This window comes from Microbacterium sp. NPDC077391 (assembly GCF_040686955.1).
Lineage (GTDB): Bacteria > Actinomycetota > Actinomycetes > Actinomycetales > Microbacteriaceae > Microbacterium > Microbacterium commune.
Window position 1 is genome coordinate 312,761 of the sequence record NZ_JBFBMI010000002.1, and the last position, 26,380, is coordinate 339,140.

General features: G+C 69.3%; 26 protein-coding genes. 20 read left to right on the forward strand and 6 right to left on the reverse strand.

Features of this window, described 5'->3' with window-relative positions; all coding sequences use genetic code 11:
- The first annotated feature begins 16 nt into the window (after positions 1-16).
- The 3 genes from AB0O65_RS06810 to AB0O65_RS06820 all read left to right on the forward strand — a co-directional run bounded on the left by AB0O65_RS06810 (position 17) and on the right by AB0O65_RS06820 (position 3,002).
- On the forward strand, positions 17-184 hold the full coding sequence (locus AB0O65_RS06810; RefSeq protein WP_177243763.1) for a hypothetical protein: 168 nt from the start codon (positions 17-19) through the stop codon (positions 182-184).
- Positions 185-534: 350 nt separating this feature from the next.
- A complete protein-coding gene (gene thrS / locus AB0O65_RS06815) occupies positions 535-2,472 on the forward strand; it encodes a threonine--tRNA ligase (protein WP_363384043.1) in 1,938 nt (645 codons plus the stop codon).
- Positions 2,469-3,002 carry an HIT domain-containing protein gene (locus AB0O65_RS06820; RefSeq protein WP_071640362.1) on the forward strand — a complete coding sequence of 178 codons (534 nt, stop codon included), beginning with the start codon at positions 2,469-2,471 and terminating at the stop codon, positions 3,000-3,002. Before thrS ends, AB0O65_RS06820 begins: the two co-directional genes overlap by 4 nt.
- A 30-nt stretch (positions 3,003-3,032) precedes the next feature.
- Here the strand turns inward: AB0O65_RS06820 and pdxY are convergent, their stop codons facing one another.
- Both pdxY and AB0O65_RS06830 read right to left on the reverse strand, forming a co-directional pair.
- Positions 3,033-3,884: a pyridoxal kinase PdxY gene (pdxY, locus tag AB0O65_RS06825; RefSeq protein WP_363383780.1), complete on the reverse strand. Its 852-nt coding sequence runs from the start codon at positions 3,882-3,884 to the stop codon at positions 3,033-3,035.
- Positions 3,885-3,888: 4 nt separating this feature from the next.
- Positions 3,889-5,199: an aminotransferase class I/II-fold pyridoxal phosphate-dependent enzyme gene (locus AB0O65_RS06830; RefSeq protein WP_363383782.1), complete on the reverse strand. Its 1,311-nt coding sequence runs from the start codon at positions 5,197-5,199 to the stop codon at positions 3,889-3,891.
- A 68-nt stretch (positions 5,200-5,267) separates the two neighbouring features.
- Here AB0O65_RS06830 and pdxS point away from each other — a divergent pair, with 68 nt between their 5' ends.
- The 10 genes from pdxS to AB0O65_RS06880 all read left to right on the forward strand — a co-directional run bounded on the left by pdxS (position 5,268) and on the right by AB0O65_RS06880 (position 15,531).
- Positions 5,268-6,170 carry a pyridoxal 5'-phosphate synthase lyase subunit PdxS gene (gene pdxS, locus AB0O65_RS06835; RefSeq protein WP_071640355.1) on the forward strand — a complete coding sequence of 301 codons (903 nt, stop codon included), beginning with the start codon at positions 5,268-5,270 and terminating at the stop codon, positions 6,168-6,170.
- Positions 6,164-6,760 (forward strand): pyridoxal 5'-phosphate synthase glutaminase subunit PdxT, encoded by a 597-nt coding sequence (gene pdxT, locus AB0O65_RS06840; RefSeq protein WP_363384045.1) that lies wholly within the window; start codon positions 6,164-6,166, stop codon positions 6,758-6,760. Before pdxS ends, pdxT begins: the two co-directional genes overlap by 7 nt.
- A 76-nt stretch (positions 6,761-6,836) precedes the next feature.
- Complete coding sequence (locus tag AB0O65_RS06845; protein WP_071640352.1) at positions 6,837-7,601, forward strand: YebC/PmpR family DNA-binding transcriptional regulator; 765 nt, start codon at positions 6,837-6,839, stop codon at positions 7,599-7,601.
- A 107-nt stretch (positions 7,602-7,708) separates the two neighbouring features.
- Positions 7,709-8,323, forward strand: a complete 615-nt coding sequence (gene ruvC / locus AB0O65_RS06850) for a crossover junction endodeoxyribonuclease RuvC (RefSeq protein WP_363383784.1) — start codon at positions 7,709-7,711, stop codon at positions 8,321-8,323.
- Between the two features lie 9 nt (positions 8,324-8,332).
- Positions 8,333-8,941, forward strand: coding sequence for a Holliday junction branch migration protein RuvA (gene ruvA, locus AB0O65_RS06855; RefSeq protein ID WP_363383786.1), 609 nt, complete (start codon positions 8,333-8,335; stop codon positions 8,939-8,941).
- On the forward strand, positions 8,934-9,965 hold the full coding sequence (ruvB, locus tag AB0O65_RS06860; protein ID WP_363383788.1) for a Holliday junction branch migration DNA helicase RuvB: 1,032 nt from the start codon (positions 8,934-8,936) through the stop codon (positions 9,963-9,965). Before ruvA ends, ruvB begins: the two co-directional genes overlap by 8 nt.
- A gap of 64 nt (positions 9,966-10,029) precedes the next feature.
- Positions 10,030-10,443, forward strand: coding sequence for a preprotein translocase subunit YajC (locus tag AB0O65_RS06865; RefSeq protein WP_071640344.1), 414 nt, complete (start codon positions 10,030-10,032; stop codon positions 10,441-10,443).
- Positions 10,444-10,480: 37 nt separating this feature from the next.
- Complete coding sequence (gene secD / locus AB0O65_RS06870) at positions 10,481-12,220, forward strand: protein translocase subunit SecD (RefSeq protein WP_071640342.1); 1,740 nt, start codon at positions 10,481-10,483, stop codon at positions 12,218-12,220.
- A complete protein-coding gene (secF, locus tag AB0O65_RS06875; RefSeq protein ID WP_071640340.1) occupies positions 12,220-13,209 on the forward strand; it encodes a protein translocase subunit SecF in 990 nt (329 codons plus the stop codon). The genes secD and secF overlap by 1 nt, the downstream gene beginning before the upstream one ends.
- 69 nt (positions 13,210-13,278) lie before the next feature.
- Complete coding sequence (locus AB0O65_RS06880) at positions 13,279-15,531, forward strand: bifunctional (p)ppGpp synthetase/guanosine-3',5'-bis(diphosphate) 3'-pyrophosphohydrolase (RefSeq protein WP_363383791.1); 2,253 nt, start codon at positions 13,279-13,281, stop codon at positions 15,529-15,531.
- Here AB0O65_RS06880 and AB0O65_RS06885 read toward each other — a convergent pair.
- From AB0O65_RS06885 to AB0O65_RS06895, 3 genes are all read right to left on the reverse strand, one after another.
- Positions 15,501-16,070, reverse strand: a complete 570-nt coding sequence (locus AB0O65_RS06885) for a hypothetical protein (protein WP_071640336.1) — start codon at positions 16,068-16,070, stop codon at positions 15,501-15,503. The two genes, AB0O65_RS06880 and AB0O65_RS06885, sit on opposite strands and share 31 nt — an antisense overlap.
- An 86-nt stretch (positions 16,071-16,156) precedes the next feature.
- Positions 16,157-17,515 (reverse strand): DUF349 domain-containing protein, encoded by a 1,359-nt coding sequence (locus AB0O65_RS06890; protein WP_363383793.1) that lies wholly within the window; start codon positions 17,513-17,515, stop codon positions 16,157-16,159.
- Between the two features lie 58 nt (positions 17,516-17,573).
- Positions 17,574-17,882, reverse strand: a complete 309-nt coding sequence (locus tag AB0O65_RS06895; protein WP_191713000.1) for a hypothetical protein — start codon at positions 17,880-17,882, stop codon at positions 17,574-17,576.
- 161 nt (positions 17,883-18,043) lie between these two features.
- On the opposite strand from AB0O65_RS06895, the gene nirB reads away from it, so the two are divergent.
- The 4 genes from nirB to AB0O65_RS06915 are packed head-to-tail and all read left to right on the forward strand — an operon-like array spanning position 18,044 to position 22,873.
- Positions 18,044-20,623 (forward strand): nitrite reductase large subunit NirB, encoded by a 2,580-nt coding sequence (gene nirB, locus AB0O65_RS06900; protein WP_363383795.1) that lies wholly within the window; start codon positions 18,044-18,046, stop codon positions 20,621-20,623.
- Positions 20,620-20,982, forward strand: coding sequence for a nitrite reductase small subunit NirD (gene nirD / locus AB0O65_RS06905; protein WP_071643690.1), 363 nt, complete (start codon positions 20,620-20,622; stop codon positions 20,980-20,982). Before nirB ends, nirD begins: the two co-directional genes overlap by 4 nt.
- A complete protein-coding gene (gene cobA, locus AB0O65_RS06910) occupies positions 20,979-21,749 on the forward strand; it encodes a uroporphyrinogen-III C-methyltransferase (RefSeq protein WP_363383797.1) in 771 nt (256 codons plus the stop codon). Before nirD ends, cobA begins: the two co-directional genes overlap by 4 nt.
- Positions 21,746-22,873, forward strand: coding sequence for a uroporphyrinogen-III synthase (locus tag AB0O65_RS06915; protein ID WP_363383799.1), 1,128 nt, complete (start codon positions 21,746-21,748; stop codon positions 22,871-22,873). The genes cobA and AB0O65_RS06915 overlap by 4 nt, the downstream gene beginning before the upstream one ends.
- 65 nt (positions 22,874-22,938) lie before the next feature.
- Here AB0O65_RS06915 and AB0O65_RS06920 read toward each other — a convergent pair whose 3' ends face one another.
- On the reverse strand, positions 22,939-23,772 hold the full coding sequence (locus AB0O65_RS06920) for a formate/nitrite transporter family protein (RefSeq protein WP_099196114.1): 834 nt from the start codon (positions 23,770-23,772) through the stop codon (positions 22,939-22,941).
- Positions 23,773-23,940: 168 nt separating this feature from the next.
- Here AB0O65_RS06920 and AB0O65_RS06925 point away from each other — a divergent pair, with 168 nt between their 5' ends.
- From AB0O65_RS06925 to AB0O65_RS06935, 3 genes are all read left to right on the forward strand, one after another.
- Entirely contained in the window at positions 23,941-25,269 is a 1,329-nt protein-coding gene (locus tag AB0O65_RS06925) for a replication-associated recombination protein A (protein ID WP_083428747.1), read from the forward strand.
- 172 nt (positions 25,270-25,441) lie between these two features.
- Complete coding sequence (gene rpsD, locus AB0O65_RS06930) at positions 25,442-26,071, forward strand: 30S ribosomal protein S4 (protein ID WP_071643686.1); 630 nt, start codon at positions 25,442-25,444, stop codon at positions 26,069-26,071.
- Positions 26,072-26,133: 62 nt separating this feature from the next.
- Positions 26,134-26,322: a hypothetical protein gene (locus tag AB0O65_RS06935; protein WP_071643685.1), complete on the forward strand. Its 189-nt coding sequence runs from the start codon at positions 26,134-26,136 to the stop codon at positions 26,320-26,322.
- Positions 26,323-26,380: the final 58 nt, after the last annotated feature.

Here is a 26,380-nt window from a genome sequence, read left to right on the forward strand (position 1 = left end):
ACCGAAAGGAGCGATCATGAATCCTCTTCTCATCATCATCGCGGTGATCGCGATCATCCTGGCGATCACGGGCGGGCTGGTGCAGTCCCTGAACTTCCTGCTGTGGGTCGGACTGGTCCTTCTTGCGCTCGCGGTCATCGCGTGGCTCATCAGGGCGGTCTCGGGTCGTAACACGAGCGTGTGACCTCCGACCCCGCGTCGATCATCAACGGGTAGGCGGTCGGCGCCCGGCCCCGGTCGCGGAGCAGATGCTCTCGCACCGGGGCCTTCTGCATGCCACGGCGGATGCGGGATGCCGGGATCCGGCGGCGTAGACTTCACGACATGGAATCCGCGTCGACCGCTCTCGTGAGCTCTGTCACCGGTGTCGTCGCGCGAACTACGCAGGCCTGAGCGGGCAGGGCGCGACTCGCGCCTGCAGCTGAGTCGTCCTCTTCCATCGTCTACCTGGAGAATCACGTGTCAGACATCGCCCAGCCCCGTGCAGACAAGCGCGACGGCTTCGCCCTGTTCACCGATCGTTCCGTCGTCGCCATGCGCGTGAACGGCGAGCTGAAGGATCTCGCGGCGACCGTCGCCGACGATGACGTCGTCGAGCCGGTCACCATCGACAGCCCCGACGGGCTCGCAATCCTGCGTCACTCCACGGCGCACGTGCTGGCCCAGGCCGTGCAGCGGATCCGCCCTCAGTCGAACCTGGGCATCGGCCCGCCCATCACCGACGGCTTCTACTACGACTTCGGCGTCGAGGAGCCGTTCACCCCGGAGGATCTCAAGGCGATCTCGAAGGAGATGCAGCGCATCATCCGCGAGGGTCAGCGCTTCACCCGCCGGGTGGTCAGCGAAGACGAGGCCCGCGCGGAGATGGCGGGCGAGCCGTTCAAGCTCGAGCTGATCGACCTCGCCGGCGGCCCCGGCTCGGGCGCGGACGCGGCCGAGGGGGCGTCCGCGGAGATCGGCGCCGGTGAGCTGACGATCTACGACAACGTGACCAAGGACGGCGAGGTCGCCTGGAAGGATCTCTGCCGCGGTCCGCACGTGCCCAGCACGCGCATGGTGGGCAACGGGTGGGATCTCACCCGTGTCGCCGCCGCCTACTGGCGCGGCAGCGAGAAGAACCCGCAGCTGCAGCGCATCTACGGCACGGCGTGGCCGACGAAGGACGAGCTGCGCGCCTATCAGGAGCGTCTGGCCGAGGCCGAGCGTCGCGACCACCGCAAGCTCGGTGTCGAGATGGACCTGTTCTCGTTCCCCGACGAGATCGGCTCGGGTCTCGCGGTGTTCCACCCCAAGGGCGGCATCATCCGCTATGAGATCGAGGAGAACCTGCGGCGCCACCTGCTGCGCAACGGCTACGAGGTGGTGAACAGCCCGCACATCACGAAGAAGGATCTGTTCATGACCTCGGGTCATCTGCAGACCTACGCGGACGGCATGTTCCCCCCGATGCACCTCGATGAGGCGCGCGACGAGGAGGGCAACGTCACCCGGCAGGGCCAGGACTACTACCTGAAGCCGATGAACTGCCCGTTCCACAACCTGATCTTCCGATCGCGTGGGCGCAGCTACCGCGAGCTTCCGCTGCGGATGGCTGAGTTCGGCACGGTGTACCGCTACGAGAAGAGCGGGACCCTTTCGGGCCTCACGCGCGTGCGCGGGCTCACCCAGGATGATGCGCACATCTACGTCACCCAGGATCAGGTGCGCGAGGAGCTCGCGACGAACCTGAACCTCGTGCTGACCCTGCTGCGCGACTACGGGCTGAACGACTTCTACCTCGAGCTGTCGACCAACGAAGAGGGCAACGACAAGTTCCTCGGCGATCCCGAGCAGTGGACGACGGCGATCGACACGCTGCGCGAGGTCGCGCTCGAGTCGGGGCTTGAGCTCGTCGCCGACCCCGGGGGAGCGGCGTTCTACGGCCCGAAGATCTCGGTGCAGGCCCGTGACGCGATCGGGCGCACCTGGCAGATGTCGACGATCCAGCTCGATTTCAACCAGCCCGAGCGCTTCGAGCTGGAATACACGGGCCCCGATGGGCAGAAGCACCGGCCGGTGATGATCCACCGCGCGCTGCTGGGATCGGTCGAGCGCTTCTTCGCGATCCTGCTCGAGCACTACGCCGGCGACTTCCCGCTGTGGCTGGCGCCCGTGCAGGTGATGGGCGTGCCCGTCGCCGATCAGTACGCCGAGTACCTCGACGGCGTGATCGCACAGCTGCGGGACGCCGGGGTGCGCGCCGACGTCGATCACTCCGACGATCGGATGCAGAAGAAGATCCGCAACCACACCACCGCGAAGGTGCCGGTGATCCTCATCGCGGGCGAGCAGGATCGTGCCGCGGGCACGGTCTCGTTCCGCTTCCGCGACGGGTCGCAGGAGAACGGGGTGCCCATCGCGGATGCGGTGTCGCGCATCCGTTCGGCGATCGCGGCCCACGCCCGCGTCATGACCTCGGAGGATCTGGCTTGAGCGAACTCGAGGACGGCAGCCGCCTGGTCGGAGTGCCAGACGAGTTCCAGCGGCTGTGGACCCCGCACCGGATGGCGTACATCCAGGCGGGACCGCAGCCGCTGCGCGACGAGTGCCCGTTCTGCGAGGCGCCGAAGCATCCGGACGAGGAGCGGCTGATCGTGGCCCGCGGCGAGACCGCCTTCGTCGTGCTCAACCTGTTCCCGTACAACTCGGGTCACCTGCTCGTGTGCCCGTATCGCCACATCGGCACGTACGATCAGGCGACACCGGAAGAGGTCGCGGAGATCGGCGCGCTCACACAGACCGGGATGCGGGTGCTGCGCGAGGTCTCGCGCTGCGACGGCTTCAACCTGGGCATGAACCAGGGGGAGGTCGCCGGTGCCGGCGTGGCCGCGCACCTGCACCAGCACATCGTGCCGCGCTGGGCGACCGACGCCAACTTCTTCCCGATCATCGCGAAGACCAAGGCGCTGCCGCAGCTGCTCGACGATATCCGCGAGGCCGTCGCGAACGCCTGGCCGCGCTGAGCGCGGCGGCGTGCTGCGTCCGCGCCGGCGTCAGCGCACCTGACGCGCGGTGAACTGCATCCGCGGGTTCGCGTAGGCCTCCTGCGACTCGACGAGACGCAGTTCGCGGTCGCCCGAGTCGAGAGTGCTCTGCAGCAGATCGAACACGCTCGACACCGTGCGCTCGAGGGCGAGTCTCGCGTCACCCGTCGACGTGTAATGCGCGGTGAACAGCGCGGCCGTCACATCGCCCGACCCGTTCGCCTTCATCGGCAGGTGCGGGGTGGACACCAGCCAGGCGCCCTTGCCGTCGGCGGCGAGCATCTCGATCGTGCCCTCCTCGCGGTCGGGGCGCTCGACCGAGGTCACCAGCACGGTCGACGGACCCATCGCCATCGCGGCGTCCACCGAGGCGAGCGTGGAGTCGAGGTCCGACGGCTCGGTGCCGGTGAGGAAGCCCAGCTCGAACTGATTCGGGGTGATGATGTCGGCGACGGGCACGACCCTGTCGCGCAGCAGCACGGGGATCGCCGGGGCGACGAAGCAGCCGGACTTCGCGTTGCCCATCACGGGGTCGCAGGCGTACACGGCATCCGGGTTGGCGGCCTTCACGCGAGCGACCGCATCGATGATGACGTCGGCGATGCCCTCGCCGCCCTGATAGCCGCTGAGCACCGCGTCGATCTGGCCGAACACGCCGCGCTCCTCGATGCCGGTGATGACCTCGCGCACGTCGGTCGGATCGATCATCGGCCCTCGCCACGCCCCGTAGCCGGTGTGGTTCGAGAAGTTCACCGTGTACACCGGCAGCACATCGACGCCGATGCGCTGCAGCGGGAAGACGGCGGCCGAGTTTCCGACGTGGCCGTGCGCGACGGCCGACTGGATCGAGAGGATCTTCATCCTGTCATCCTCTCACTGCGGCCGCGGCCAGATCGTCGACGAGGCGGGCTGTCTCGGCATCGGTCAGGTCGTGCACGGTGAGCCGAAGGTGGCGCGACGGACCGGCGGTCTCGTCGAGCAGGAACTCGTCGCCGGGGCGAGCGAGCCACCCGCGACGCATCAGCCGCTCGGCGGCCGCGCGGGCGGTGGTGTCCAGCTGAACCCACAGGCTCAACCCGTCGGTCGAGACGGTGCGGATGCCGCGCGCGGCGAGCGCCTCGGTGAACGCGGCGTTCCGGGCGGCGTAGTGCTCGGCGGCGCGGGCGATGCGCGCTCGCACGTCGGCGTCGGTGAGCTGCGCGTGCGCGAGTCGCTGCAGCAGGTGACTCACCCACGTCGTACCGGGGCTGAGACGCATCGCCAGCCGCTCGGCGGTGGTGGGATCGGTTCCCGCCAGGGCGAGGCACATGTCCGGCCCGAGGAACTTCGACACGGATCGGATCAGCGCGTAGCGCCGATGCGTCGGTCCGATCAGCGAGGCGTACGGATGCCGGGAGAGCAGGGAGAAGTGGTCGTCTTCGATGATGAGCACGTACGGGTGATCAGCGAGCACCGCCCGCAGTGCCGCGGCGCGTGCGGGGGACAGGCTCACTCCCGTCGGGTTCTGCGCCCTGGGTGTGCTGATCACGGCACGGACCCCCGCGTCGAGCGCGGCGCGCAGCCCGTCGACGGTCATGCCCTCCTCGTCGACCGCGACAGGAACCGCCCGGTAGCCGCCGAGGCGCACCGTGTGGATGCTGGAGAGGAAGCACGGATCCTCCAGCGCGACCGCATCGTCGCGCGTGAGCGCCTGAGCGAGCAGGCGCTCGACCGCGTCGACGGCGCCGCTGGTGACGACGACGTGCAGGTCGTCGCGGGGGAGGTCGGCCAGCATCCACTCCCGCGTCCACTGCTGCAGACCGGCATCGATCACCGGTTCGCCGTACAGCACCGGGCGGCCGACGATGCGCCCCAGCGCGGGCGTCGGGTCGGGGATGAGTGCGGGGTCGGGGTTGCCGGATGCCACGTCGCGCAGCACCGTGTCGGCGACGCCCTCCTGCGCGACGGGCGCGCCGCCGGAGATGACCGTGCCCGCGCGTCCTCGCGAGACCACGAGCCCCGCCTGCGCGAGCTGCCGATAGGCCGCGACCGCGGTGTTGCGGTTCACTCCCAGCGTCGCAGCGAGCTCGCGCACCGACGGCAGCGCATCGCCCGGTCGCAGCGCTCCGCGCTCGCGCAGTCCGCGCACGCTGTCGGCTATCTCGGCAGCGGAGGTCCCGGTGATCGTGGCGTCCATCGTCCTGATTCTATGGTGATATCGTTTGGCATAGGCCAAAGTGCGGATTGTCACAACGAGGAGTGATCATGGCAGCCACCGACCAGAACCCGACCACCGGATCCCAGCGTGTGAAGCGCGGTCTCGCCGAGATGCTCAAGGGCGGCGTCATCATGGACGTCGTCACGGCCGAGCAGGCGAAGATCGCCGAGGACGCCGGGGCCGTCGCCGTGATGGCGCTCGAGCGCGTGCCCGCCGACATCCGTGCGCAGGGCGGCGTATCGCGGATGAGCGACCCCGACATGATCGACAGCATCATCGATGCCGTCTCGATTCCGGTGATGGCGAAGGCCCGCATCGGGCACTTCGTCGAGGCGCAGGTGCTGCAGGAGCTCGGGGTCGACTACATCGACGAGTCCGAGGTGCTCTCGCCGGCCGACTACGTCAACCACATCGACAAGTGGCCGTTCACCGTGCCGTTCGTCTGCGGTGCCACGCACCTCGGCGAGGCGCTGCGTCGCATCACCGAGGGCGCGGCGATGATCCGCTCGAAGGGCGAGGCCGGCACCGGCGACGTCTCCGAGGCGATGAAGCACATCCGCAAGATCCGCGGCGAGATCGCCGCGCTCGGCGCCCTGTCGAAGGACGAGCTGTACGTCGCCGCGAAGGAGCTGCAGGCTCCGTACGATCTGGTCGCCGAGATCGCCGAGACCGGTCAGCTGCCCGTCGTGCTCTTCGTCGCCGGCGGTGTCGCCACTCCCGCTGACGCCGCGATGATGATGCAGCTCGGTGCCGACGGCGTCTTCGTCGGGTCTGGCATCTTCAAGTCCGGGGATCCGGTCGCCCGCGCGAAGGCGATCGTCAAGGCGACCGCCTTCTACGACGACCCGAAGGTGATCGCCGAGGCGTCGCGCGGCCTGGGCGAGGCGATGGTCGGCATCAACGTCTCGGACCTGCCCGCTCCGCACCGTCTCGCCGAGCGCGGCTGGTGACGACGGCCCGCGTCGGGGTGCTCGCGCTGCAGGGTGACGTGCGCGAGCACGTCATCCTGCTCGAGCGCCTGGGGGCCGAGGTGGTGCGCGTGCGCCGCCCCGAGGAGTTCGCGTCCGTCGGAGGGCTGGTGATCCCCGGCGGCGAGTCGAGCGTCATCGACAAGCTCACCAGGATGTTCGGGCTCGCAGAGCCGATCCGTGCCGCCATCCGCGAGGGCATGCCCATGTTCGGCACCTGCGCGGGACTGATCATGCTCGCCGACCGGCTCGTGGACGCGATCGACGGGCAGCAGACCTTCGGCGGCCTCGACGTGACGGTGCGGCGCAACGCCTTCGGTCGTCAGGTCGACTCGTTCGAGGGGCCGGTCGTGGTGCCGGCGTTCGGCGGCGAGCCGGTGCATGCCGCGTTCATCCGCGGTCCGGTGGTCGAGACGGTGGGTCCGGATGCCACGGTCCTGGCGTCGCTGGACGACGGCACCGTCGTCGCCGTCGAGCAGGGGAACCTGCTCGGCATCAGCTTCCACCCGGAGATCTCCGGCGAGACGCGATTCCACCGGCGGTTCCTGGCGCGGGTCGCGGCGCGTACCTGAGGGGCATCCCGCGTCATTCGATAGAATGGACGACGCCCTGGAGGCGACTCCGGGCGCAGACGACGAGCGGAGACATATGTCCGGGCATTCCAAGTGGGCCACGACCAAGCACAAGAAGGCGATCATCGACTCGCGCCGTGCCAAGTCGTGGGCGAAGCTCATCAAGAACATCGAGGTCGCCGCGAAGCTCGGCGGACCCGATCAGGCCGGCAACCCGACGCTCTTCGACGCGGTGCTCAAGGCCAAGAAGATGTCGGTCCCGAAAGACAACATCGACCGCGCGGTGAAGCGCGGTGCGGGCATCGGCGGCGAGGCCGTCGAGTACACCTCGATCATGTACGAGGGCTACGGTCCCAACGGCGTCGCCCTCATGATCGAGTGTCTGACCGACAACAAGAACCGCGCTGCGGCGGAGGTGCGCACCGCGCTCACGCGCAACGGCGGAAGCCTCGCCGATCCCGGGTCGGTCGCCTACAACTTCACTCGCAAGGGTGTCATCGTCGTCGGCGGAGAGGGCACCACCGAGGACGACGTGATGATGGCGGCCCTCGAGGCCGGGGCTGAAGAGGTCGAGCCGCACGCGGAGGGCTTCCAGGTGATCGCCGAGGCGACCGATCTCGTCGCCGTGCGCACGGGCCTGCAGGAGGCGGGCATCGACTACGACTCGGCCGACATCGAGTTCGTGCCGAACCTGAAGGTCGAGATCGACGCGGACACGGCGCGCAAGGTGTTCCGCCTCATCGACGCGCTCGAAGACAGTGACGACGTGCAGAACGTGTTCGCGAACTTCGATCTCACCGCCGAGGTGCAGGCCGAGCTCGAGAGCGACGACGAGGAGTAGTCCTGCGACCGGCTCGGCGCCCCCGCGGGGAGCCGAGCAGCCACGACACCGGGAGGCCCCGGGCGCGCCTGCGTCCGGGGCCTCCCGCGTGCTCCTAGCCTGGGGGTGTGAGCCCTCTGCGCGTCCTCGGCATCGATCCCGGCCTCACCCGGTGCGGCATCGGGATCGTCGACGTCGACCGATCGCGCCGGGCCTCTCTCGTCCACGTGGGTGTCGTGCGCACCCCCGTCGACGCGGACCTGTCGACACGGCTGGCTGCGGTCGCCGCCGGCATCCGCGCCGCGATCGACGAGCACCGGCCCGGAGCGGTCGCCGTGGAGCGGGTCTTCGCCCAGCACAACGTGCAGACCGTGATGGCCACGGCCCAGGCATCCGGCGTCGCCCTGCTCATCGCCGCGGAGGCGGGGCTGCCGGCCGCGACCCACACTCCCAGCGAGGTGAAGGCCGCCGTCACCGGGTACGGCTCGGCCGACAAACGTCAGGTGCAGTCGATGATCGCGCGGATCCTCCGGCTGGATGCCCCACCGCAGCCCGCGGACGCCGCCGACGCGCTCGCGATCGCCCTCTGCCACGCGTGGCGTGGCGGCACGGCCGCGGCGGCCCTGGGCGGGAGCCTCACCCCGGCGCAGCAGGCGTGGGCGGACGCCGAACGTGGGGCGCGTGCGCCCTCGCGATCCCCTCGCGCCCGTGTCGGTCGAACGGATGTACGACCTGCTCGATAGGCTGGCCGCATGATCTCGTCTCTGCGCGGCATGGTGCTGCACGCCGACTCGACCCACGTCGTCATCGAGACCGGCGGGGTCGGGTTCTCGGTCTTCGTCCCCGCGGATGTGGCGCACACGGCGGTGGTAGGCGACGAGCTGCAGCTGCACACCAGCCTGATCGTGCGCGAGGACGCGCTCACCCTGTTCGGCTTCAGCGACCGCGACGAGCTCGAGATCTTCGGTCAGCTTCTCAGCGTGACCGGCGTCGGACCGAAGTCCGCCCTCGGCGTGCTCTCGCACCTCACCGTCGACCAGATCGCGGAGGCGGTCACCGGGGAGGACGACGCTCCGTTCCGGCGCGTCTCCGGGATCGGACCGAAGACCGCGAAGCTCATCGTGGTGCAGCTGGCCGGCAAGGTGCAGCCGCGCGTGGCATCCGCCCCTGCCGGAGCGCCCGCCACCGCGACCGTCGAGCAGGTCGCGGCGGCGCTGGTGGGACTCGGCTGGTCGGAGAAGGTCGCCGCCGAAGCCGCGGCGCAGTCGGCGGAGGACGCCACCGACGCCGAGCGCGAGTCGGTTCCGGCGCTGCTGCGCCGCACGCTCGCCGCCATGGGACCGGGGGTCAAGCGTGGCTGACACCTCGCGGGAGGCGGGTGAGGCGCTCGACGAGACGGAGCTCGCGATCGAGGGCGCCCTGCGTCCCAGCAGCCTCGACGAGTTCGTCGGGCAGCCGAAGGTGCGCGGTCAGCTGCAGCTGCTGCTGCAGGCCGCGCACATCCAGGAGCGACCGGCCGACCACATCCTGCTCGCGGGCCCGCCTGGGCTCGGCAAGACCACCCTCGCGATGATCGTCGCGCATGAGAGCGGTCGTCCGCTGCGTCTGTCCAGCGGGCCCGCCATCCAGCACGCCGGAGACCTCGCCGCCCTGCTGTCGAGCCTCACGCCGGGGGAGGTGCTGTTCATCGACGAGATCCACCGGATGGCGCGCTCCGCGGAGGAGATGCTGTACCTCGCGATGGAGGACTTCCGCATCGACATCATGGTCGGCAAGGGCGCGGGCGCCACGAGCATCCCGCTCGAACTCGCACCCTTCACCCTGGTCGGCGCGACGACCCGCTCGGGGCTGCTGCCCAACCCGCTGCGCGACCGCTTCGGCTTCACCGGACACCTCGAGTTCTATGACGACGACGACCTCGAGCGTGTCATCGCACGGTCGGCGAACGTGCTCGGCGTGCGGCTGCCGGACGACTCGCTCAGCGAGATCGCGCGACGCTCGCGCGGCACCCCCCGCATCGCCAACCGGCTGCTGCGCCGGGTGCGCGACTACGCCCTCGTGCACGGCGGAGGGGCGGCGGCGTCGATCGCCGACGTGAAGGCCGCACTCGAGCTGTACGACGTGGACGCGATCGGACTCGACCGGCTCGACCGTGCCGTGTTGGACGCACTCGTGCGGCGGTTCCGCGGCGGCCCGGTCGGACTCAGCACCCTCGCCGTGGCGGTCGGCGAGGAGGCCGAGACGGTCGAGAGCGTCGTCGAGCCGTACCTCGTGCGCATCGGCTTCCTCGGCCGCACGCCGCGCGGGCGGATCGCCATGCCCGAGGCGTACCGGCATCTCGGCATCGCGCACCCCGACGGTGTGGCATTGTTCGATGACCTATAATCGCTGAAGCCTCCCCGAACTCTTGTGCGCTCATCGGCGTGCGCTCTCTGAAAGGTCCTCTCCCATGGAACTCATCCTCTTCGGTCTTCTCGGCGTGATGCTCGTGTTCATGTTCCTGAACACCCGCAAGCGCCAGAAGCAGATGAAGGAGCAGCAGGAGGAGAAGGCCACCAAGACCGTCCCCGGCGTCAAGGTCCTGCTGCAGGGCGGCCTGTACGGCACGGTCGTCTCCTACGACCCGATCGACCTCGACAAGCCCGCGCAGATCGAGATCGCACCCGGCGTGGTCATCGAGGTGCACAGCCAGGCCATCCTCCGCCTCGTGGAGGAGACCGCGGAAGACGACGCGGTCGTCGACGCACCGGCGACGGACGTCGACGACGCCCTCGCCCACGACCGGGCTGACGGCATCGAGTCGATCAAGGTCGAGACGCCGGAAGAGACCAAGGCGCGCCTCGAGCGCAACGACGAGAACTGACGCGCCCGCACCGGCACTCACTCGAAAGCGGAACTCCGTGGCATCATCATCCCCGACTCGCCATGCCTGGCGAGTCCTCCTCGGCCTGCTCATCGTCACGGCCGTGCTGTTCGGCATCAATGCGCTCGGCGTCTACGTCTTCAAGACCGACGCCGGGGAGCCGGCCAGCTCCTGGGCTCCTGAGCTCGCACTCGACCTGCAGGGCGGAACCCAGATCATCCTGGGTGCGGAGTCGCCCGACGGCGCCGCGCCCACCGAGGACCAGCTGAACCAGGCCGCGGCGATCATCCGCCAGCGTGTGGACGCCTCCGGTGTGGCCGAGGCCGACATCACCACGGAGGGCGGCCGCAACATCGTCGTCCAGATCCCCGGCGCCGCCGATCAGGCGACGCGGGATCGCATCCAGGCCAGCGCGAAGCTCGAGCTGCGCCCGGTGATCCTGGCGACCGACCCGGCGACCTCGTTCGTCGGCGAGGACGGTCAGGAGACGGCATTCCCCACCCCCGACGACGCCATGAACGCGACGCCGACCGCCGAGCCCACCGACGGATCGGACCCCAACTGGGCGACCGAGCGGCGCATCGCCGAGCTGCAGGCCTACGACTGCTCCGCGGAGCGCGATTCGACGAACGCGCCCGAGGACGAGCCGCTGATCGCCTGTGAGGAGAACGGCAGCGCCAAGTACCTTCTCGGGCCGGTGGAGCTCGACGGCACCGTGATCGACGACGCCACCGCCGGGCGCGAGCAGCAGAGCGGCCGCTGGACGGTCAACCTCGTCTTCGACGCCAAGGGCACCGAGATCTTCGGCGAGGTCAGCCAGCGGCTGAACGCCAACCGTCTCGCGCAGCAGTCCCCGCGCGACCAGTTCGCGTTCGTGCTCGATGGCAAGGTGCTCTCCGCGCCGACCATGCAGGCGGTCATCCTCAACGGCAAGCCGAGCATCTCGGGCAACTTCACGCAGGAGAGCGCGAAGGCTCTCGCCGACCAGCTGCGCTACGGCGCGCTGCCGCTCAGCTTCACCGTCGAGAGCTCCGACACCATCTCGGCCACGCTCGGCTCGCAGCAGCTCGAGATCGGCCTGATCACCGGCCTCATCGGTCTCGGGCTGGTGGCCCTGTACTCGCTGATCACCTATCGCGCACTCGGGTGGGTGATCATGGCATCCATCGGCGTGATGGGTGTGCTGACCTACATCGTCATCGCGATCCTCGCCTGGCGGATGGGCTTCCGCCTTTCGCTCGCGGGCGTCGCCGGTCTGATCGTCTCGATCGGATTCACGGCCGACTCGTTCATCGTGTACTTCGAGCGGATCCGAGACGAGCTGCGTGACGGCAAGTCGATCGTCGCCGCCGTCGAAGACGGCTGGGGACGAGCGAAGCGCACCATCTACATCTCGAAGTCGATCAACGTGCTCGCCGCCGTCGTGCTGTACGTGCTGGCCGACGCCACGGTGAAGGGCTTCGCGTTCACGCTGGGCCTGACCACGCTCATCGACGTGTTCATCTTCGTGATCTTCACCCACCCCGTCATGCAGCTGCTCGCTCGCACCCGGTTCTTCGGTGGCGGACACAAGCTGTCCGGTCTCGACCCCGATGCGCTCGGTGCGGTCTACCGCGGTCGCGCGCAGTTCCGCGACGTCCGCACCGGTTCGTCCGGGCGGGCCGCCCGCAACAAGGGCGCGCGCGGCGAGGCCGAGAAGCGGCAGACCATCGCCGAGCGCAAGCGCGCTGAGGCTCTCGCAGGATCCAAGGATGCCGGAAAGGACTCCGACGCCTGATGTTCTCCATGAATGAGTTCGGCAACAACCTCTACTCGGGCAAGACCTCCTTCCCGTTCGTCGGCAGGCGGCGTCTGTGGTTCATCATCGCGATCCTGCTGGTCGTCGGCTCGGCCCTGGTGCCGCTCGTGCGTCCCGTGCAGTTCTCGATCGAGTTCACGGGCGGATCCCAGTTCGTCGTGCTCGCTCCGTCGTCGACCGATCAGGGCCTGGCCACCGACGCGGTGCGCTCGGTCGTGCCGGATGCCGCGGCCAAGGTCGTCACGGTCAACAGCCGTGACGTGCGTGTGCAGACCGACCAGATGACACCCGGCGAGACGCAGGACGTCAAGGCTGCGCTCGCTGACGCGTACGACGTGAAGGCCGACGAGATAACGGATTCGTTCATCGGCCCGGCGTGGGGCGAGAACGTCACCCGTCAGTCGCTGTGGGGCCTGGCGATCTTCCTCGCGCTGACCTTCCTCATCCTGGCGATCTACTTCCGCACCTGGAAGATGTCCGCGGCCGCGATCATCGGCCTGCTCGACGTGCTGCTCATCACGGTGGGCGTGTACGCCCTCGCCGGGTTCGAGATCTCGCCCGCGGCGGTGATCGGGTTCCTCACGATCCTCGCGTACTCGCTGTACGACACCACGGTCGTGTTCGACAAGATCCGCGAGAACACGACGGAGGACGTCAATCAGACGTCGCGCACGTTCGGCGAGTCCGTGAACCTGGCGGTCAACCAGACGCTGATCCGCTCGATCAACACGTCGATCGTCGCCGCCCTGCCGGTCGGCGCGATCCTGTTCATCGGCTCACTGTGGTTCGGCGCCGAGACCCTCACCGACATCTCGCTGTCGATCTTCGTCGGCATCATCGTCGCCACCTACTCGACGCTGTTCGTCGCGGCGCCCCTCTACTCGCTGTTCCGCGAGAAGGAGCCCGACATCGTCGCACACGACGCCAAGGTGCACGAAGCGCGCGAGCGCGCTGTCGCGACGGTGTGATCGCCTCCGCGCGGTCGGGGAGCGCCTCGGCCGCGCGTAGGATGATCTGATCGGGAACGGGAGCAGATGATGGCGGATTCGCAGGCGTCAACGCAGGTGTCGAGCCTGCGCCGGCTGGTGCCTCGCATCTTCTCGCGCGCACCCAGGGTCAACGACCTCGACAACCTGATCCGCACCGTGCGGGCGAACCACCCGCGCGGTGACCTGCCCATCATCGAGCGCGCCTACCGGGTCGCCAGGGAGAAGCACGAAGGGCAGTTCCGGCAGAGCGGCGAGCCCTACATCACCCATCCTCTCGCGGTGGCGCAGATCCTCGCGGAGCTCGGGCTGGGGCCTCGCGCCATCGCCGCGGCTCTGCTGCACGACACCGTCGAGGACACCGGCTACGCGCTCACCGAGCTGACGGCCGAGTTCGGCGACGAGGTCGCCATGCTCGTCGACGGCGTCACGAAGCTCGACAAGGTCAAGTACGGCGAGAGCGCGCAGGCCGAGACGGTGCGCAAGATGATCGTGGCGATGTCGAAGGACATCCGCGTGCTGCTGATCAAGCTCGCCGACCGCCTGCACAACGCCCGCACCTGGGGCTTCGTGCCGCCGGAGAAGTCGGCGCGCAAGGCCAAGGAGACGCTCGAGATCTACGCGCCGCTGGCGCACCGCCTCGGCATCCAGACGATCAAGTCCGAGCTCGAGGATCTGTCGTTCGCCGTGCTGCATCCGAAGATCTACGCCGAGATCAACAGCCTCATCGCGCAGCGCACCCCGCAGCGAGAGAAGTACCTGCAGAGCGTGGTCGAGTCGATCAACGAGGATCTTCGCGAGCTGCGCATCCGCGGCAAGGTGGTCGGCCGACCCAAGCAGCTGTACTCGGTGTACCAGAAGATGGTCGTGCGCGGACGCGAATTCGACGACATCTACGACCTCATCGGCATCCGCGTGCTGGTGGGCTCGGTGCGCGACTGCTACGCCGTGCTCGGTGCGATCCACGCCAGGTGGACCCCGCTGCCGGGCCGGTTCAAGGACTACATCGCCACCCCGAAGTTCAACCTGTACCAATCGCTGCACACGACGGTCATCGGCCCGTCGGGACGCACGGTCGAGATCCAGATCCGCACGCACGAGATGCACCAGCAGGCGGAGTTCGGTGTCGCCGCGCACTGGATGTACAAGGAGCGGATGAACGGCGGGAAGGTCGATGCCCGGGCGACCGACGCCGACATGGCCTGGCTCGCGCACATCTCCGACTGGCAGGCCGAGACGGCGGACCCCAGCGAGTTCCTCGACTCGCTGCGCTTCGAGATCGGTGCGAAGGAGGTCTACGTCTTCACCCCGAAGGGGCGCGTCATCGGCCTTCCCACCGGAGCGACGACGGTGGACTTCGCGTACGCCGTGCACACCGAGATCGGGCACCGCACCATGGGCGCCAAGGTCAACGGTCGGCTGGTCCCGCTGGAGACCGAGCTGAAGAGCGGCGACGTCGTCGAGGTGTTCACCTCGAAGAACCCCGACGCAGGCCCCAGCCAGGACTGGCTGAGCTTCGTCAAGAGCACCAGGGCGCGCAACAAGATCCGTGGGTGGTTCACCAAGGAGCGTCGCGAAGAGGCGATCGAGCAGGGCAAGGAAGCCATCGCCCGCGCGATGCGCAAGCAGAACCTGCCCCTGCAGCGGCTCATGAACCAGGAGTCGTTCGCCGAGGTCGCCCGTCAGCTGCGCTACGAGGACGTCTCGGGCCTGTACGCCGCGGTCGGCGAAGGTCACGTCTCGACCCAGTCGGTGCTCGAGAAGGTCACCGCTCTCGTGGCCGCCGATGAGGACACCAGCACGGGCGCGATCGAGCTGCCCGGCCGGGCTCCCGCGCGCGAGGCGCGCACGAGCGATTCCGGTGTGCTCGTGCGCGGCGCATCCGACATCCTGGTCAAACTCGCCCGGTGCTGCACCCCGGTGCCCGGCGACCCGATCGTCGGTTTCGTCACGCGCGGCAGCGGCGTCTCGGTGCACCGTCAGGACTGCGTGAACGTCAAGGCCCTCGGCTCCGACCCGGAGCGCTTCATCGAGGTGGAGTGGGCGCCGACGACCAAGAGCGTGTTCCGGGTGCAGATCCAGGTCGAGGCGCTCGACCGATCGGGCCTGCTCTCCGACGTCACGCGCGTGCTCAGCGAGCACCACGTCAACATCCTCTCGGCCGCCGTCTCGACCACGGACGAGCGTCTCGCCCTCAGCAGGTTCGTCTTCGAGATGGGCGACTCCGTGCATCTCGACCGGGTGCTCAACGCCGTGCGCCGCATCGACGCGGTCTACGACGTGTACCGCGTCACGACCTCCTGACTCGCCCACCTCTCCAGGATCCGCCTGGCGTGGTTGGCGCCCGGCCGTCTGCCCAGCGGGATGACCCGATCGCGAACCGCCTCGGCGAGCCCCGGGGTGATGCGGATCAGGGAGTGCAGCCAGAGCTCGTCCTCCGCGCTGCGCGCGGAGCTGAGCAGCAGCGACTCCGCGGTCGCCTCCGGCGTCTGCACCCAGACACCCGAGATCGATCTGACATCGTCGGCACACAGTCGTCTCTCGTGATGCACGACGCGGATCGACGGCGCGATGCGCTGACGGCTCGCGCTGATCCGCGACACGTGATGCACACCCGGGGGAGCGTCGCCGGCACCGTGCACCCACGCGGCGCTGATTCCGCTCACGGCGGTGCCCGGCGGGACGAGGGGTGACAGGCTCAGGGCGCGCGCACCCGCCCCCTCGATCGCGTCTGCGGGGATGTACCCCTCGCCGACTTCGACGACGTCACCGTCGAGGCGTGCGGCACTCAGCTCGGGAAGGCTCAGCCGGCCACCCGGACGGTAGAACAGAGCGGGATGCACGCTGAACAGTATGAGCCGCGACGCCCTGCTGGAGGGTGCCGCGGCTCATACTGTGGATAACGACGGATGCCGTGCAGCAGCTCGGGTCAGCCGCCGAGCGCGCTCAACCAGGCGCGACGCGCGGCCAGCGCCTCGGTGGCCTCCTTGACGGCGCGCTTGTCTCCGGCCTTCTCCGCGGCGGCGAGTTCGGCCTCGAGCTTCTCGATGGCGTCGAGCAGCTGCGAGCTCATGTCGTTCGCGCGAGCCTTCGTCTCGGGGTTGTTCTTCTTCCAGTCGACGTCCTCACGCGACTTGAGTGCCTGCTCGATCGAGCGCATGCGGTCGTCGAGCACGCGCTCCTTCTCGCGCGGGAAGATGCGGCCGACTTCATCCCACTCACGCTGGATCCGCGTGAGCAGGGCGCGAGCGCGCTTGAGGTTCGGCTCGTCGGCGACGGCCTTCGCCTCTTCGAGCAGCGCCTCACGGGCCTCGATCCGCGGAGCCGAGTCGGCCTCTTCCGCGGCGGCCTGCTCGGCGCGTGCCGAGTACAGCGCGTCGCCCGCGGCCTTGAATCGGGCCCACAGGGCGTCGTCGGCCTTGCGGCCGGCGCGGCCCGATGCCTTCCACGCGTCGAGCAGATCACGATAGGCGGGGATGCCGTCGACACCGCGGGGGGCCAGCGCCTCGGCGCGCTCGACAAGACGGGCCTTCGCGTCACGCGCGGTGCGGTGGGCGTCATCGAGCTCTGAGAAGAACGCCCGACGTGCCTTGTCGACCGTGGAGCGTGCATCGCGGAAGCGCTTCCAGAGCTGCTGTGCGACGCCCTTGGGCAGACGCGGCGCATTCTGCTGATGCGCCTGCCACGAGTCGAACAGCTCGGTCATCTCGGTGGTGACCTGCTTCCACTGCACCTTCGACAGGTCGCGGGCGGCGATCGCCTCGGCCTTCTCGACGATCTGCGTGCGCTCGGCGATGGCGGCGTCGAGCGCTTCCTTCGCGGCAGCGGACTCCTTCGCCGTGGCCTCGGCGAGCGACGCGAGCAGCGTCTCGATGCGCTCCCGCAGCGAGACCAGGTCACCGACCGCGGCCGCGTCCGTCGCCTCGCCCCGCAGGTGGGTGGCCTGCTTGGTCAGGTCGGATGCCGAGGCACCGCCGTTCTGCGCGCGGGTTTCGAGCGTGCCGAGCTTGACCGCGAGATCGTCGTACTTGCGTGCGAAGTACGCGAGCGCCTCCTCAGCCGTGCCGTCGGGGTACTGACCGACCGCACGCCAGTTCTCGCCCTCGCGCACCTCGACGGTGCCGTCCTCGGTCACGCGGCCCCACTCGGCGGCGTCCGATGCGATCGGAGCGACCACCGGAGCTGATGAGGCAGCCGGAGCGGCCGCCGGCATCGGCTTGCGCGGCGGTGCCGGCACCGGCGGACCGGGGACGGGCGGGGTGGGCGTGGGGGCGTCGTTGTCAGACACGATGTTCTCCTTGCGCGGTCGCTCCGCGGGAGGGGGAAAGGACGTTGCTCAGCCTAGTTCACTCACCCGGAGACTGCGTCGGGGTCGGGCTGAGCGGTGGGCTCGTGGAGGGGGCGGGCGACGGGGTCTCGACCGGCGTCGAGGTGGAGGTCGGGGCCGGGGTCGGCTCGGGTGCGGTCACCTGCGCGTGCACGACCTGGCTGGCGATGGCGCCGACGACGATCAGCGAGCCGGCCACGGTCGCGACGACGGTGTCTCTGCGCCGCCGACGGATCGTTCTGCTGTGCCACGCCGCTCGGGCGGCGTGGAGTCTGGTGCGCTCCGCCTCGGTTCTGAGCCGGGCGTCACGAGAACCACGGGCTGGCATCGGCTGTCCTCCTGATCGGGGTCGTGCTTGCGAGCCTACCGTCGCCGTCTCACATGCTTCGTTATGCGTTTGTGAGCGAATTGTTCGCTGCGCGTAACGCGGGGCCGCGGGTTCGCGAAACACACGTTGCGTAGCTTCGGGTCTGACGGAAGGGGGGCCGGATGGCAATTCAGAACACCACAGCCTCAGAGGTGCTCGTGATCGGCGCCGGGATGGTGGCACATCGCTTCGTGGACAGTCTGCTCAGCGGCGCCGACGTGGGGCGATCGGTGACCGTCATCGGCGAAGAAGGGCATCCGCCGTACGACCGGGTGGGTCTGACGTCGTTCTTCTCCGGGGCGACTGCGGAGGACCTCGCGCTCGACAGCGCGGTCCTCGCCGATGAGCGGGTCACCTACCTCGGCGACGACCCCGCGGTGCGGATCGACCGTGAGTCGCGAACGGTGAGCACCGTGTCCGGTGCGGTGCACTCGTACGAATCGCTCGTGCTCGCCACCGGCTCGTCGGCACCACGTGTTCCCGTCGAGGGCAACGATCTGCCCGGCTGCTTCGTGTACCGCACACTGGACGACGTCACGGCCCTGCGCACGCACGTGCAGGAGCGGTTCGCGGTGCTCGGGCGTCCGCTCCGAGGCGCAGTGGTCGGTGGCGGCCTGCTCGGCCTCGAGGCCGCCGGCGCCCTGCAGGGCATGGGCGTGGAGTGCACGGTCATCCAGTCCGCCGACCGCCTGATGTCCGCTCAGCTCGACGACGCGGGCGGTCGCATGCTGCAGCGCCTGATCGAGGCTCGCGGCGTCGAGGTGCGCACGCGCAGCCGCACGACGAGGATCGCATCGGACGATTCCGGCTGGGTGCGCCGGGTCGACTTCGAGCAAGGCGGACATCTTCCCGCCGATGTCGTCGTCTTCACCGTCGGCGTGCGTCCCCGTGACGAGCTCGCACGTGCCGCGGGAATCGCGGTCCACGCGAACGGCGGCGTGCTGATTGACGACGCGTGCCGCACCTCCGACCCGCGCATCCTCGCCATCGGGGAGGTCGCGAGCTTCGACGGGCGCTGCGTCGGGCTCGTCGCCCCTGGTTACGCGATGGCCGAGGTCGCCGCGAGCGGCCTGCTCGGCCGGCCCGCGGGCTTCCCCGGATACGACGACGCGACGAAGCTCAAGCTCTCCGGGGTCGACGTCGCCAGCTTCGGTGACGCGATGGCGACCACGCCGAACGCTCTGGACGTGGTCTACGCCGATCCGGTCGCCGGGGTGTACAAGAAGCTCGTGCTCTCGGATGATGCGCAGACGCTGCTCGGTGGCATCCTCGTGGGCGATGCCAGCGCCTACGGCGAACTTCGCCCGCTCGTCGGAGCCGCGCTGGGTGGCGACCCCGCCGCGTATCTGATGCCGGAGGAGCGAGCCGGGACGCCGACGCGCGAACTGCCCGACGCCGCAGTCGTGTGCTCGTGCGCCGACGTCACGGCAGGGCGCATCCGCACCGCGGTCCACGAGGAGGGCTGCGCCGACGCTGCGGCGGTGAAGGCCTGCACTCGTGCAGGTGCGACGTGCGGTTCGTGTGTCTTCATGGTCTCGAAGATCGTCGGAGCCGAGCTGGCCAAGACCGGCCGCACCGCATCGACCGCGCTGTGCGAGCACTTCGACATGTCGCGACGGCAGCTGTTCGACGCGGTCCGCGTCTCCGGGCTGACGACGTTCAGCACCGTCATTGCGCGCTTCGGACACGGCCGCGGGTGCGACATCTGCAAGCCCGCACTCGCGGGGATCCTGGCGGTGCTCGTCGGCGATCACGTGCTCGAGGGTGAGAACGCGACCCTGCAGGACACGAACGACCACGTCATGGCGAACATGCAGAAGGACGGCACGTACTCGGTCGTGCCCAGGATGCCGGGCGGCGAGGTCACCCCTGCCGGCCTCATCGCGATCGGCCGGATCGCCGACGAGTACGGGCTGTACACGAAGATCACGGGTGGCCAGCGCATCGACATGTTCGGCGCACGCCTGGAGCAGCTTCCCGAGATCTGGGGGCGGCTCGTCGACGCCGGATTCGAATCCGGTCAGGCCTACGGCAAGGCGCTGCGCACCGTCAAGTCCTGTGTCGGGTCGACCTGGTGCCGTTACGGAGTGCTCGACTCGGTCGGCATGGCCGTGCGTCTCGAGCTGCGCTATCGGGGGCTCCGCGCGCCGCACAAGCTGAAGCTGGGCGTCTCGGGATGCGCGCGAGAATGCGCGGAGGCCCGCAGCAAGGATGTCGGCGTGATCGCCACCGAGCAGGGCTGGAACATGTACGTCGGCGGGAACGGCGGCTTCTCCCCTCGCCACGCGCAGCTGCTCGCGTCCGGTCTCGACGACGACGGGCTCATCCAGGCCATCGACCGGTTCTTCATGTACTACATCCGCACGGCCGACCGGCTGCAGCGCACCGCAGCGTGGTGCGAAGACCTCGAAGACGGTCTCGACGGGCTCCGCAGCGTCGTCTTCGACGACGCGCTCGGCATCTGTACCGACCTGGACGCGGCGATGGCGCGTCACGTGGATCGCTATGAGGACGAGTGGGCCGCCACCCTGCGCGACCCCGAGAAGCTGCGACGCTTCAGCTCCTTCGTCAACGCCGCCGACACCCCCGACCCCTCGCTCGCCTACGTCCCTGTGCGCGGGCAGGTGCGCCCCGCCACCGAGGCGGAGCGCACGGCGGGCGGCATCCTGATCGCCGGAACCACCCTGGAGGTGCGCAGATGACCATCGCCCACAGTCTCGACACGCTCGTCCGCGCATGCGCGCTGACCGATCTCGAGGTCGAGAGAGGGCGCGCCGCCCTCTTCGGCAAGACGCAGATCGCGCTCTTCCTGCTCGCCGACGGCACGGTGCACGCGGTCGCGAACCTCGACCCGTACAGCGGGGCGCAGGTGATGTCTCGCGGCATAGTGGGCACCCGCGACGGCGCCCCCACCGTCGCTTCGCCGATGCACAAGCAGGTGTTCGACCTGCGCACCGGTCTGTGCGTCGCCACCCAGGGACGGCCGCCCGCGACGCTGCGGGTATGGCCCGTGGTCATGCACGACGGCGACGTGCTCATCCACCTCGGGGAGCTGCGATGACGATGCTCGGCAGAGTGGACCTCGTCGGCGGCGGCCCCGGTCCGGCCGATCTGATGACGGTGCGCGCGGCGCGTCTCATCGCCGAAGCCGACGTGATCGTGTTCGACCGGCTCGGCCCGGCAGCCGAGATCGTGCAGGGACTCGACCCTCGCGTGCTGGTGATCGACGTCGGCAAGCAGCCCGGTCATCACCCGGTTCCTCAGGAGGAGATCAACAGGCTTCTCGTGATGCACGCGGCGGCCGGCCGCCGGGTGGTGCGTCTGAAGGGAGGCGATCCCTTCGTCTTCGGCAGGGGAGCGGAGGAGATGCAGGCGTGTCTCGTGGCGGGTGTGCCGGTCGACGTGACCCCGGCGCCGAGCAGCGCGATCGCCGTTCCGCAGGCGCTCGGCATCCCCCTCACGCATCGCGGCACGGCCGCCGCGTTCCACGTCACCACCGGGCATCGGGGCATCGACGCGACCACGCTCACGGCCATCTCGGATCCCCAGGTTACGACCGTCATCCTGATGGGAGTGACCGCGCTTCCCCGTCTCGTCGACACGGCACTGCGACACGGCATCGCACCCGGCACGCCGATGGCGTTCATCGAGAACGGCCACACGCGGCAGCAGCGCTCGATCCGCACCACCCTCGGCAGTGCGGCGGCGGATGCCAGGACGATGGGGCTGCGCAATCCCGCGGTCATCGTGATCGGCGACGTCGCGCGAGCCGGGCTGCTCGCACCGGTCCGGCCATCTCCGGTGCCCTTGGGAGCAGTGTCCGCGTGACGCCTGGCCGACTGCCGGATTCCGCTCTGGCGGGATGCGCGATCGTCGTCGTCGCCGATCGTCGCGCCGGCGATCTCGCCGTCGCGCTCGAACGTCGCGGCGCGACGGTGCAGCGTGCGCCCGCTCTCAGCATCCTGCCCGCCACCGATGACGAGCTGCTCCTCGAGCGCTCGCGCGAGCTCGTCGCCCAGCCGCCCGACACCGTCGTGGTCACCACCGGGGTCGGGCTCCGCGGCTGGATGGATGCCGTCCACGAGCGCGACCTGCACCCGCAGCTGACCCACGCGCTGTCGCAGGCGAGATTCATCGCCCGCGGACCGAAGGCGCACGGAGCCATTCAGCAGGCGGGGTTCTTTGCCGACTGGGTGGCGAGCACGGAGACGTCCGCCGAGGTGGCGGAGCATCTCATCGCCCGCGGCGTGGAAGGTGAGCGGATCGCCGTGCAGCATCACGGCGCGGGCTCCGACGGACTGGACGAGCTGCTCACCGCACACGGCGCGACCGTCGTGCCCCTCATCGTGTACAGGTGGGGCCCGCCGCCGGATGCGGGCCTCGTGCGCCGCTCGGCTGAGCAGGCCGCCTCCGGAGCCGTGGACGCGCTGCTGTTCACGTCGGCGCCGGGCGCTGCGGAATGGCTGCGCATCGCCGAGATCGCCGGGTCGCTCGCCGCGATCCGCCGGCGCGCGGAATCCCGGCGGCTGCTGCTCGCCGCCGTCGGTCCGATCACCGCGGCGCCGCTCCGGGATGCCGGCCTGCGGACGGCGGTCGCCGCGCGCGGACGTCTGGGTTCGCTCGTGCGGTGCGTCGTGGAGCATTTCGCGGCCGGGGCGCCCTTCGCCACCACAGCGGCGGGCGCGCTCGAGGTGCGCAGCGGTGGTGCGCTGATCGGTGATCGCTTCGTGCCACTGTCCCCGGCATCTGCGGGTGTGCTCGGCGCACTGTTCGATGCCCGAGGGAGCGTTCTCTCGCGGGAGGAGCTGGGGCGAGTGCTGCCGCGGGGAGGCCAGAGTCCGCACGCCGTCGAGATGGCGGTCGCGCGTCTGCGCGAGGCGCTCGGCGACAGGCGCGCCGTGACGACCGTGGTCAAACGCGGGTACCGGCTGGCGCTCGACGAGCGGCTCTGAACACGGGCCGACGGAGAGGCACCTCGCGTGCCTCTCCGTCGGCCCGTCCGCGAATGCACCTGCGCTCACACCATGACGGAACGGGACTCCTCCGCGGGCTGCCGGACAGAGCTGCCGCCGTGCGTCAGATAGAGGGGGAGCCCGACGAAGAGCAGTCCGCCCACGAGGTTGCCGACGACCGTGGGGATCTCGTTCCAGATCAGGTAGTCCCACAGCGTGAACTCCCCGCCCATGAGCAGGCCGGAAGGGAACAGGAACATGTTCACGATCGAGTGCTCGAAGCCCATGTAGAAGAACAGCATGATGGGCAGCCACATGGCGATCACCTTGCCCCCGACGGTGTTCGACGCCATCGCCAGCACGACGCCGGTCGACACGAGCCAGTTGCACAGCATTCCGCGGATGAACAGCGTCAGCATGCCGGCGAGGCCGTGATCGGCGTATCCGACGGTGCGACTGTGGCCGATCTCGCCCAGCGCGCGGCCGACCTCGTTCGGCTCGGCTGAGAAGCCGTAGGTGAAGACCGCGGCCATGAGCACGGCGACGAGGATCGCGCCGCAGAGGTTGCCCAGGAACACCAGGCCCCAATTGCGGAGCATGGCAGGAACCGTGGCACCGGGGCGCCGTGCGAGGACGGCGAGAGGACCGAGGGTGAACACGCCGGTGAGCAGGTCGTAGCCGAACAGGTAGAGGATGACGAAGCCGACGGGGAAGAGCACGGCGCCCAGCAGCGGCTGGCCGGTCTGCGTGGCGATCGTCACGGCGAAGGCCGCGCCGATGGTGAGCAGGGCTGCGCCCATGAAGGCCCGGATCAGAGTGTCGCGTGCGGACATCTGCATCTTGGCGGCGCCGGCGTCGAGCATGTGGCCGACGAGTTGGGCGGGCTTGACGTAAGACACGAGTACCTCCTAGGAAAGGAGCCCGGTCGGGCTCTCTCGAGGACAGCGTGGTCCAGCGATGTTTCCGAGGTTCGTGTGTGTGGTTACGCCTATGGAACCAAGTTCTCACCTCGCCCGCGCGGCGCTGTGAGCAAGACGGGTGTCGGCCGCCCCGACTAGCCTGGGAGGATGACCTCCGCGCCCCTGCTCTCGGGACAGACACCGCTCGCCGTGCGCATGCGGCCGGTCTCGCTCGACGAGGTGGCCGGGCAGCAGCATCTGCTGCGCGCGGGGTCGCCGATCGTCGCCCTCGCCGATCCGGATGCCAAGGCGCCCGGCGCGGTGTCGATCATCCTCTGGGGTCCGCCCGGCACAGGCAAGACCACGCTCGCTCAGGCCATCGCCCGTTCCTCGGGGCGCCGGTTCGTCGAGCTGTCGGCGATCACCGCCGGGGTCAAGGACGTACGGGAGGTCATGCAGGAGGCGATCACGCAGCGTGACCTCTACGGCCAGACCACGATCCTGTTCCTGGATGAGATCCACCGGTTCACGAAGGCCCAGCAGGATGCCCTGCTGCCCGGCGTCGAGAACGGCTGGGTCATCCTCATCGCGGCGACCACCGAGAATCCGTCGTTCTCGGTGATCTCGCCGCTGCTCTCGCGTTCGCTGCTTCTGACACTGAAGCCTCTCACCGACGACGACATCGGCGTGCTGCTCGACCGTGCCGTGGAAGACGCGCGCGGGCTGGCCGGCGCGGTGAGCGTGTCCGATGATGCGCGGGCGGCCCTGATCCGTCTCGCGTCGGGGGATGGGCGCCGTGCTCTCACCGGACTCGAGGCGGCCGCGGCCGTCGCGCTCTCGAAGCACGAGGAGGGTGAGGAGGTCGTCGTCACGGATGAGGACGTCGCCCAGGCCGTCGATCGGGCGCTGCTGCGCTACGACAGACAGGGCGACGAGCACTACGACGTGATCAGCGCCTTCATCAAGTCGATCCGCGGGTCGGATGCCGATGCGGCGGTGCACTATCTGGCACGGATGATCGAGGCGGGGGAGGACCCGCGGTTCATAGCCCGTCGACTCGTGATCTCCGCTGCGGAGGACATCGGTCTCGCCGACCCGCAGGCGCTGACGATCGCGACGGCCGCCGCCGATGCGGTCGCCTTCATCGGGATGCCAGAGGGGCGCATCCCGCTCGCCGAGGCGACGATCTACCTGGCGACGACCGCCAAGTCGAACGCCGCGTACGCCGCGATCAATCAGGCGATCGCGGACGTGCGGGCCGGCGGATTCGGCCGTGTGCCGATCCACCTCCGCGATGCCCATTACGCCGGAGCGAAGCGCCTCGGGCACGGCAAGGGCTACCGCTATCCGCACGACAGCGACGCGGGCATCCTGCCTCAGCAGTACCTGCCCGACGAGCTCGTGGGGCGGCGCTACTACGAACCGAAGAACCTCGGTGCCGAGCGCGACATCGCACCCCGGCTGGAGCGCATCCGGCGGATCCTCGGCGACCGCTGAGACGCTCAGCCCGATCTGTTAGCATTGACCGGCTCGAAACAGAGTTTTCGGGCATCCCTCCGCTCCTGCACCACTTCCCGACGCGCCCCGGCGTGCGCGACGAGAAGGAGGAAGCGAGGCGATACGCCCGTGAGGCGCGAAAGACGCGTCCACGTCACGGAAGGAACACTTCGTGGTCACGAAGTCCCAGGACCGCCGCAAGGTCCGTCTCAGCCGTGCGCTGGGAATCCCGCTCACCCCGAAGGCCGCCCGCTACCTCGAGAAGCGTCCCTACGCTCCCGGGGAGCACGGCCGCACCAAGCGCAAGGCCGACAGCGACTACGCCGTCCGTCTGCGTGAGAAGCAGCGTCTGCGCGAGCAGTACGGCATCCGCGAGAAGCAGCTGCGCATCGCGTTCAACGAGGCCCGCCGCAAGGACGGCCTGACCGGTGAGAACCTGGTCGAGCTGCTCGAGATGCGTCTCGACGCGCTCGTCGTGCGTGCCGGCTTCGCCCGCACCACCGCGCAGGCCCGTCAGCTGGTCGTGCACCGTCACATCCTCGTCGACGGTCAGCTCGTCGACCGCCCGTCGTTCCGCGTGAAGCCGGGTCAGCTCATCCACGTCAAGGCCAAGTCCGAGGCTCTCGAGCCTTTCCAGGTCGCAGCAGCCGGCGGTCACGCCGAGGTCCTGCCCCCGGTCCCGGGCTACCTCGAGGTCGAGCTCGACAAGCTGCAGGCCCGCCTGGTCCGTCGTCCGAAGCGCGCCGAGGTCCCCGTGACCTGTGAAGTGCAGCTCGTCGTCGAGTACTACGCAGCCCGCTGATATCAGCATCCGCACGAGAGGCGTCGGGGTTTCCCCGGCGCCTCTCGTCGTAGGATGGAGCGATGAAGAGACTGTCTTGGTTCCTGACCGGCGTGATCGGCGGATTCGTCGCCGCCCACTTCATGAACAAGGATCCTCGCGGGCAGGAGATCTTCGCCGACCTCGACGCCCGTCTGTCTCAGGTCACCGCCGTCATCGGCGACGCGTATCGGCAGCAGGAAGCCCGCCTGTCCGACCCCGCAGACGACTGAACCCGATTCACAATCGCCGCGCGCCCCGACGCGGCGCTCCCACGCAAGGAATGCCACG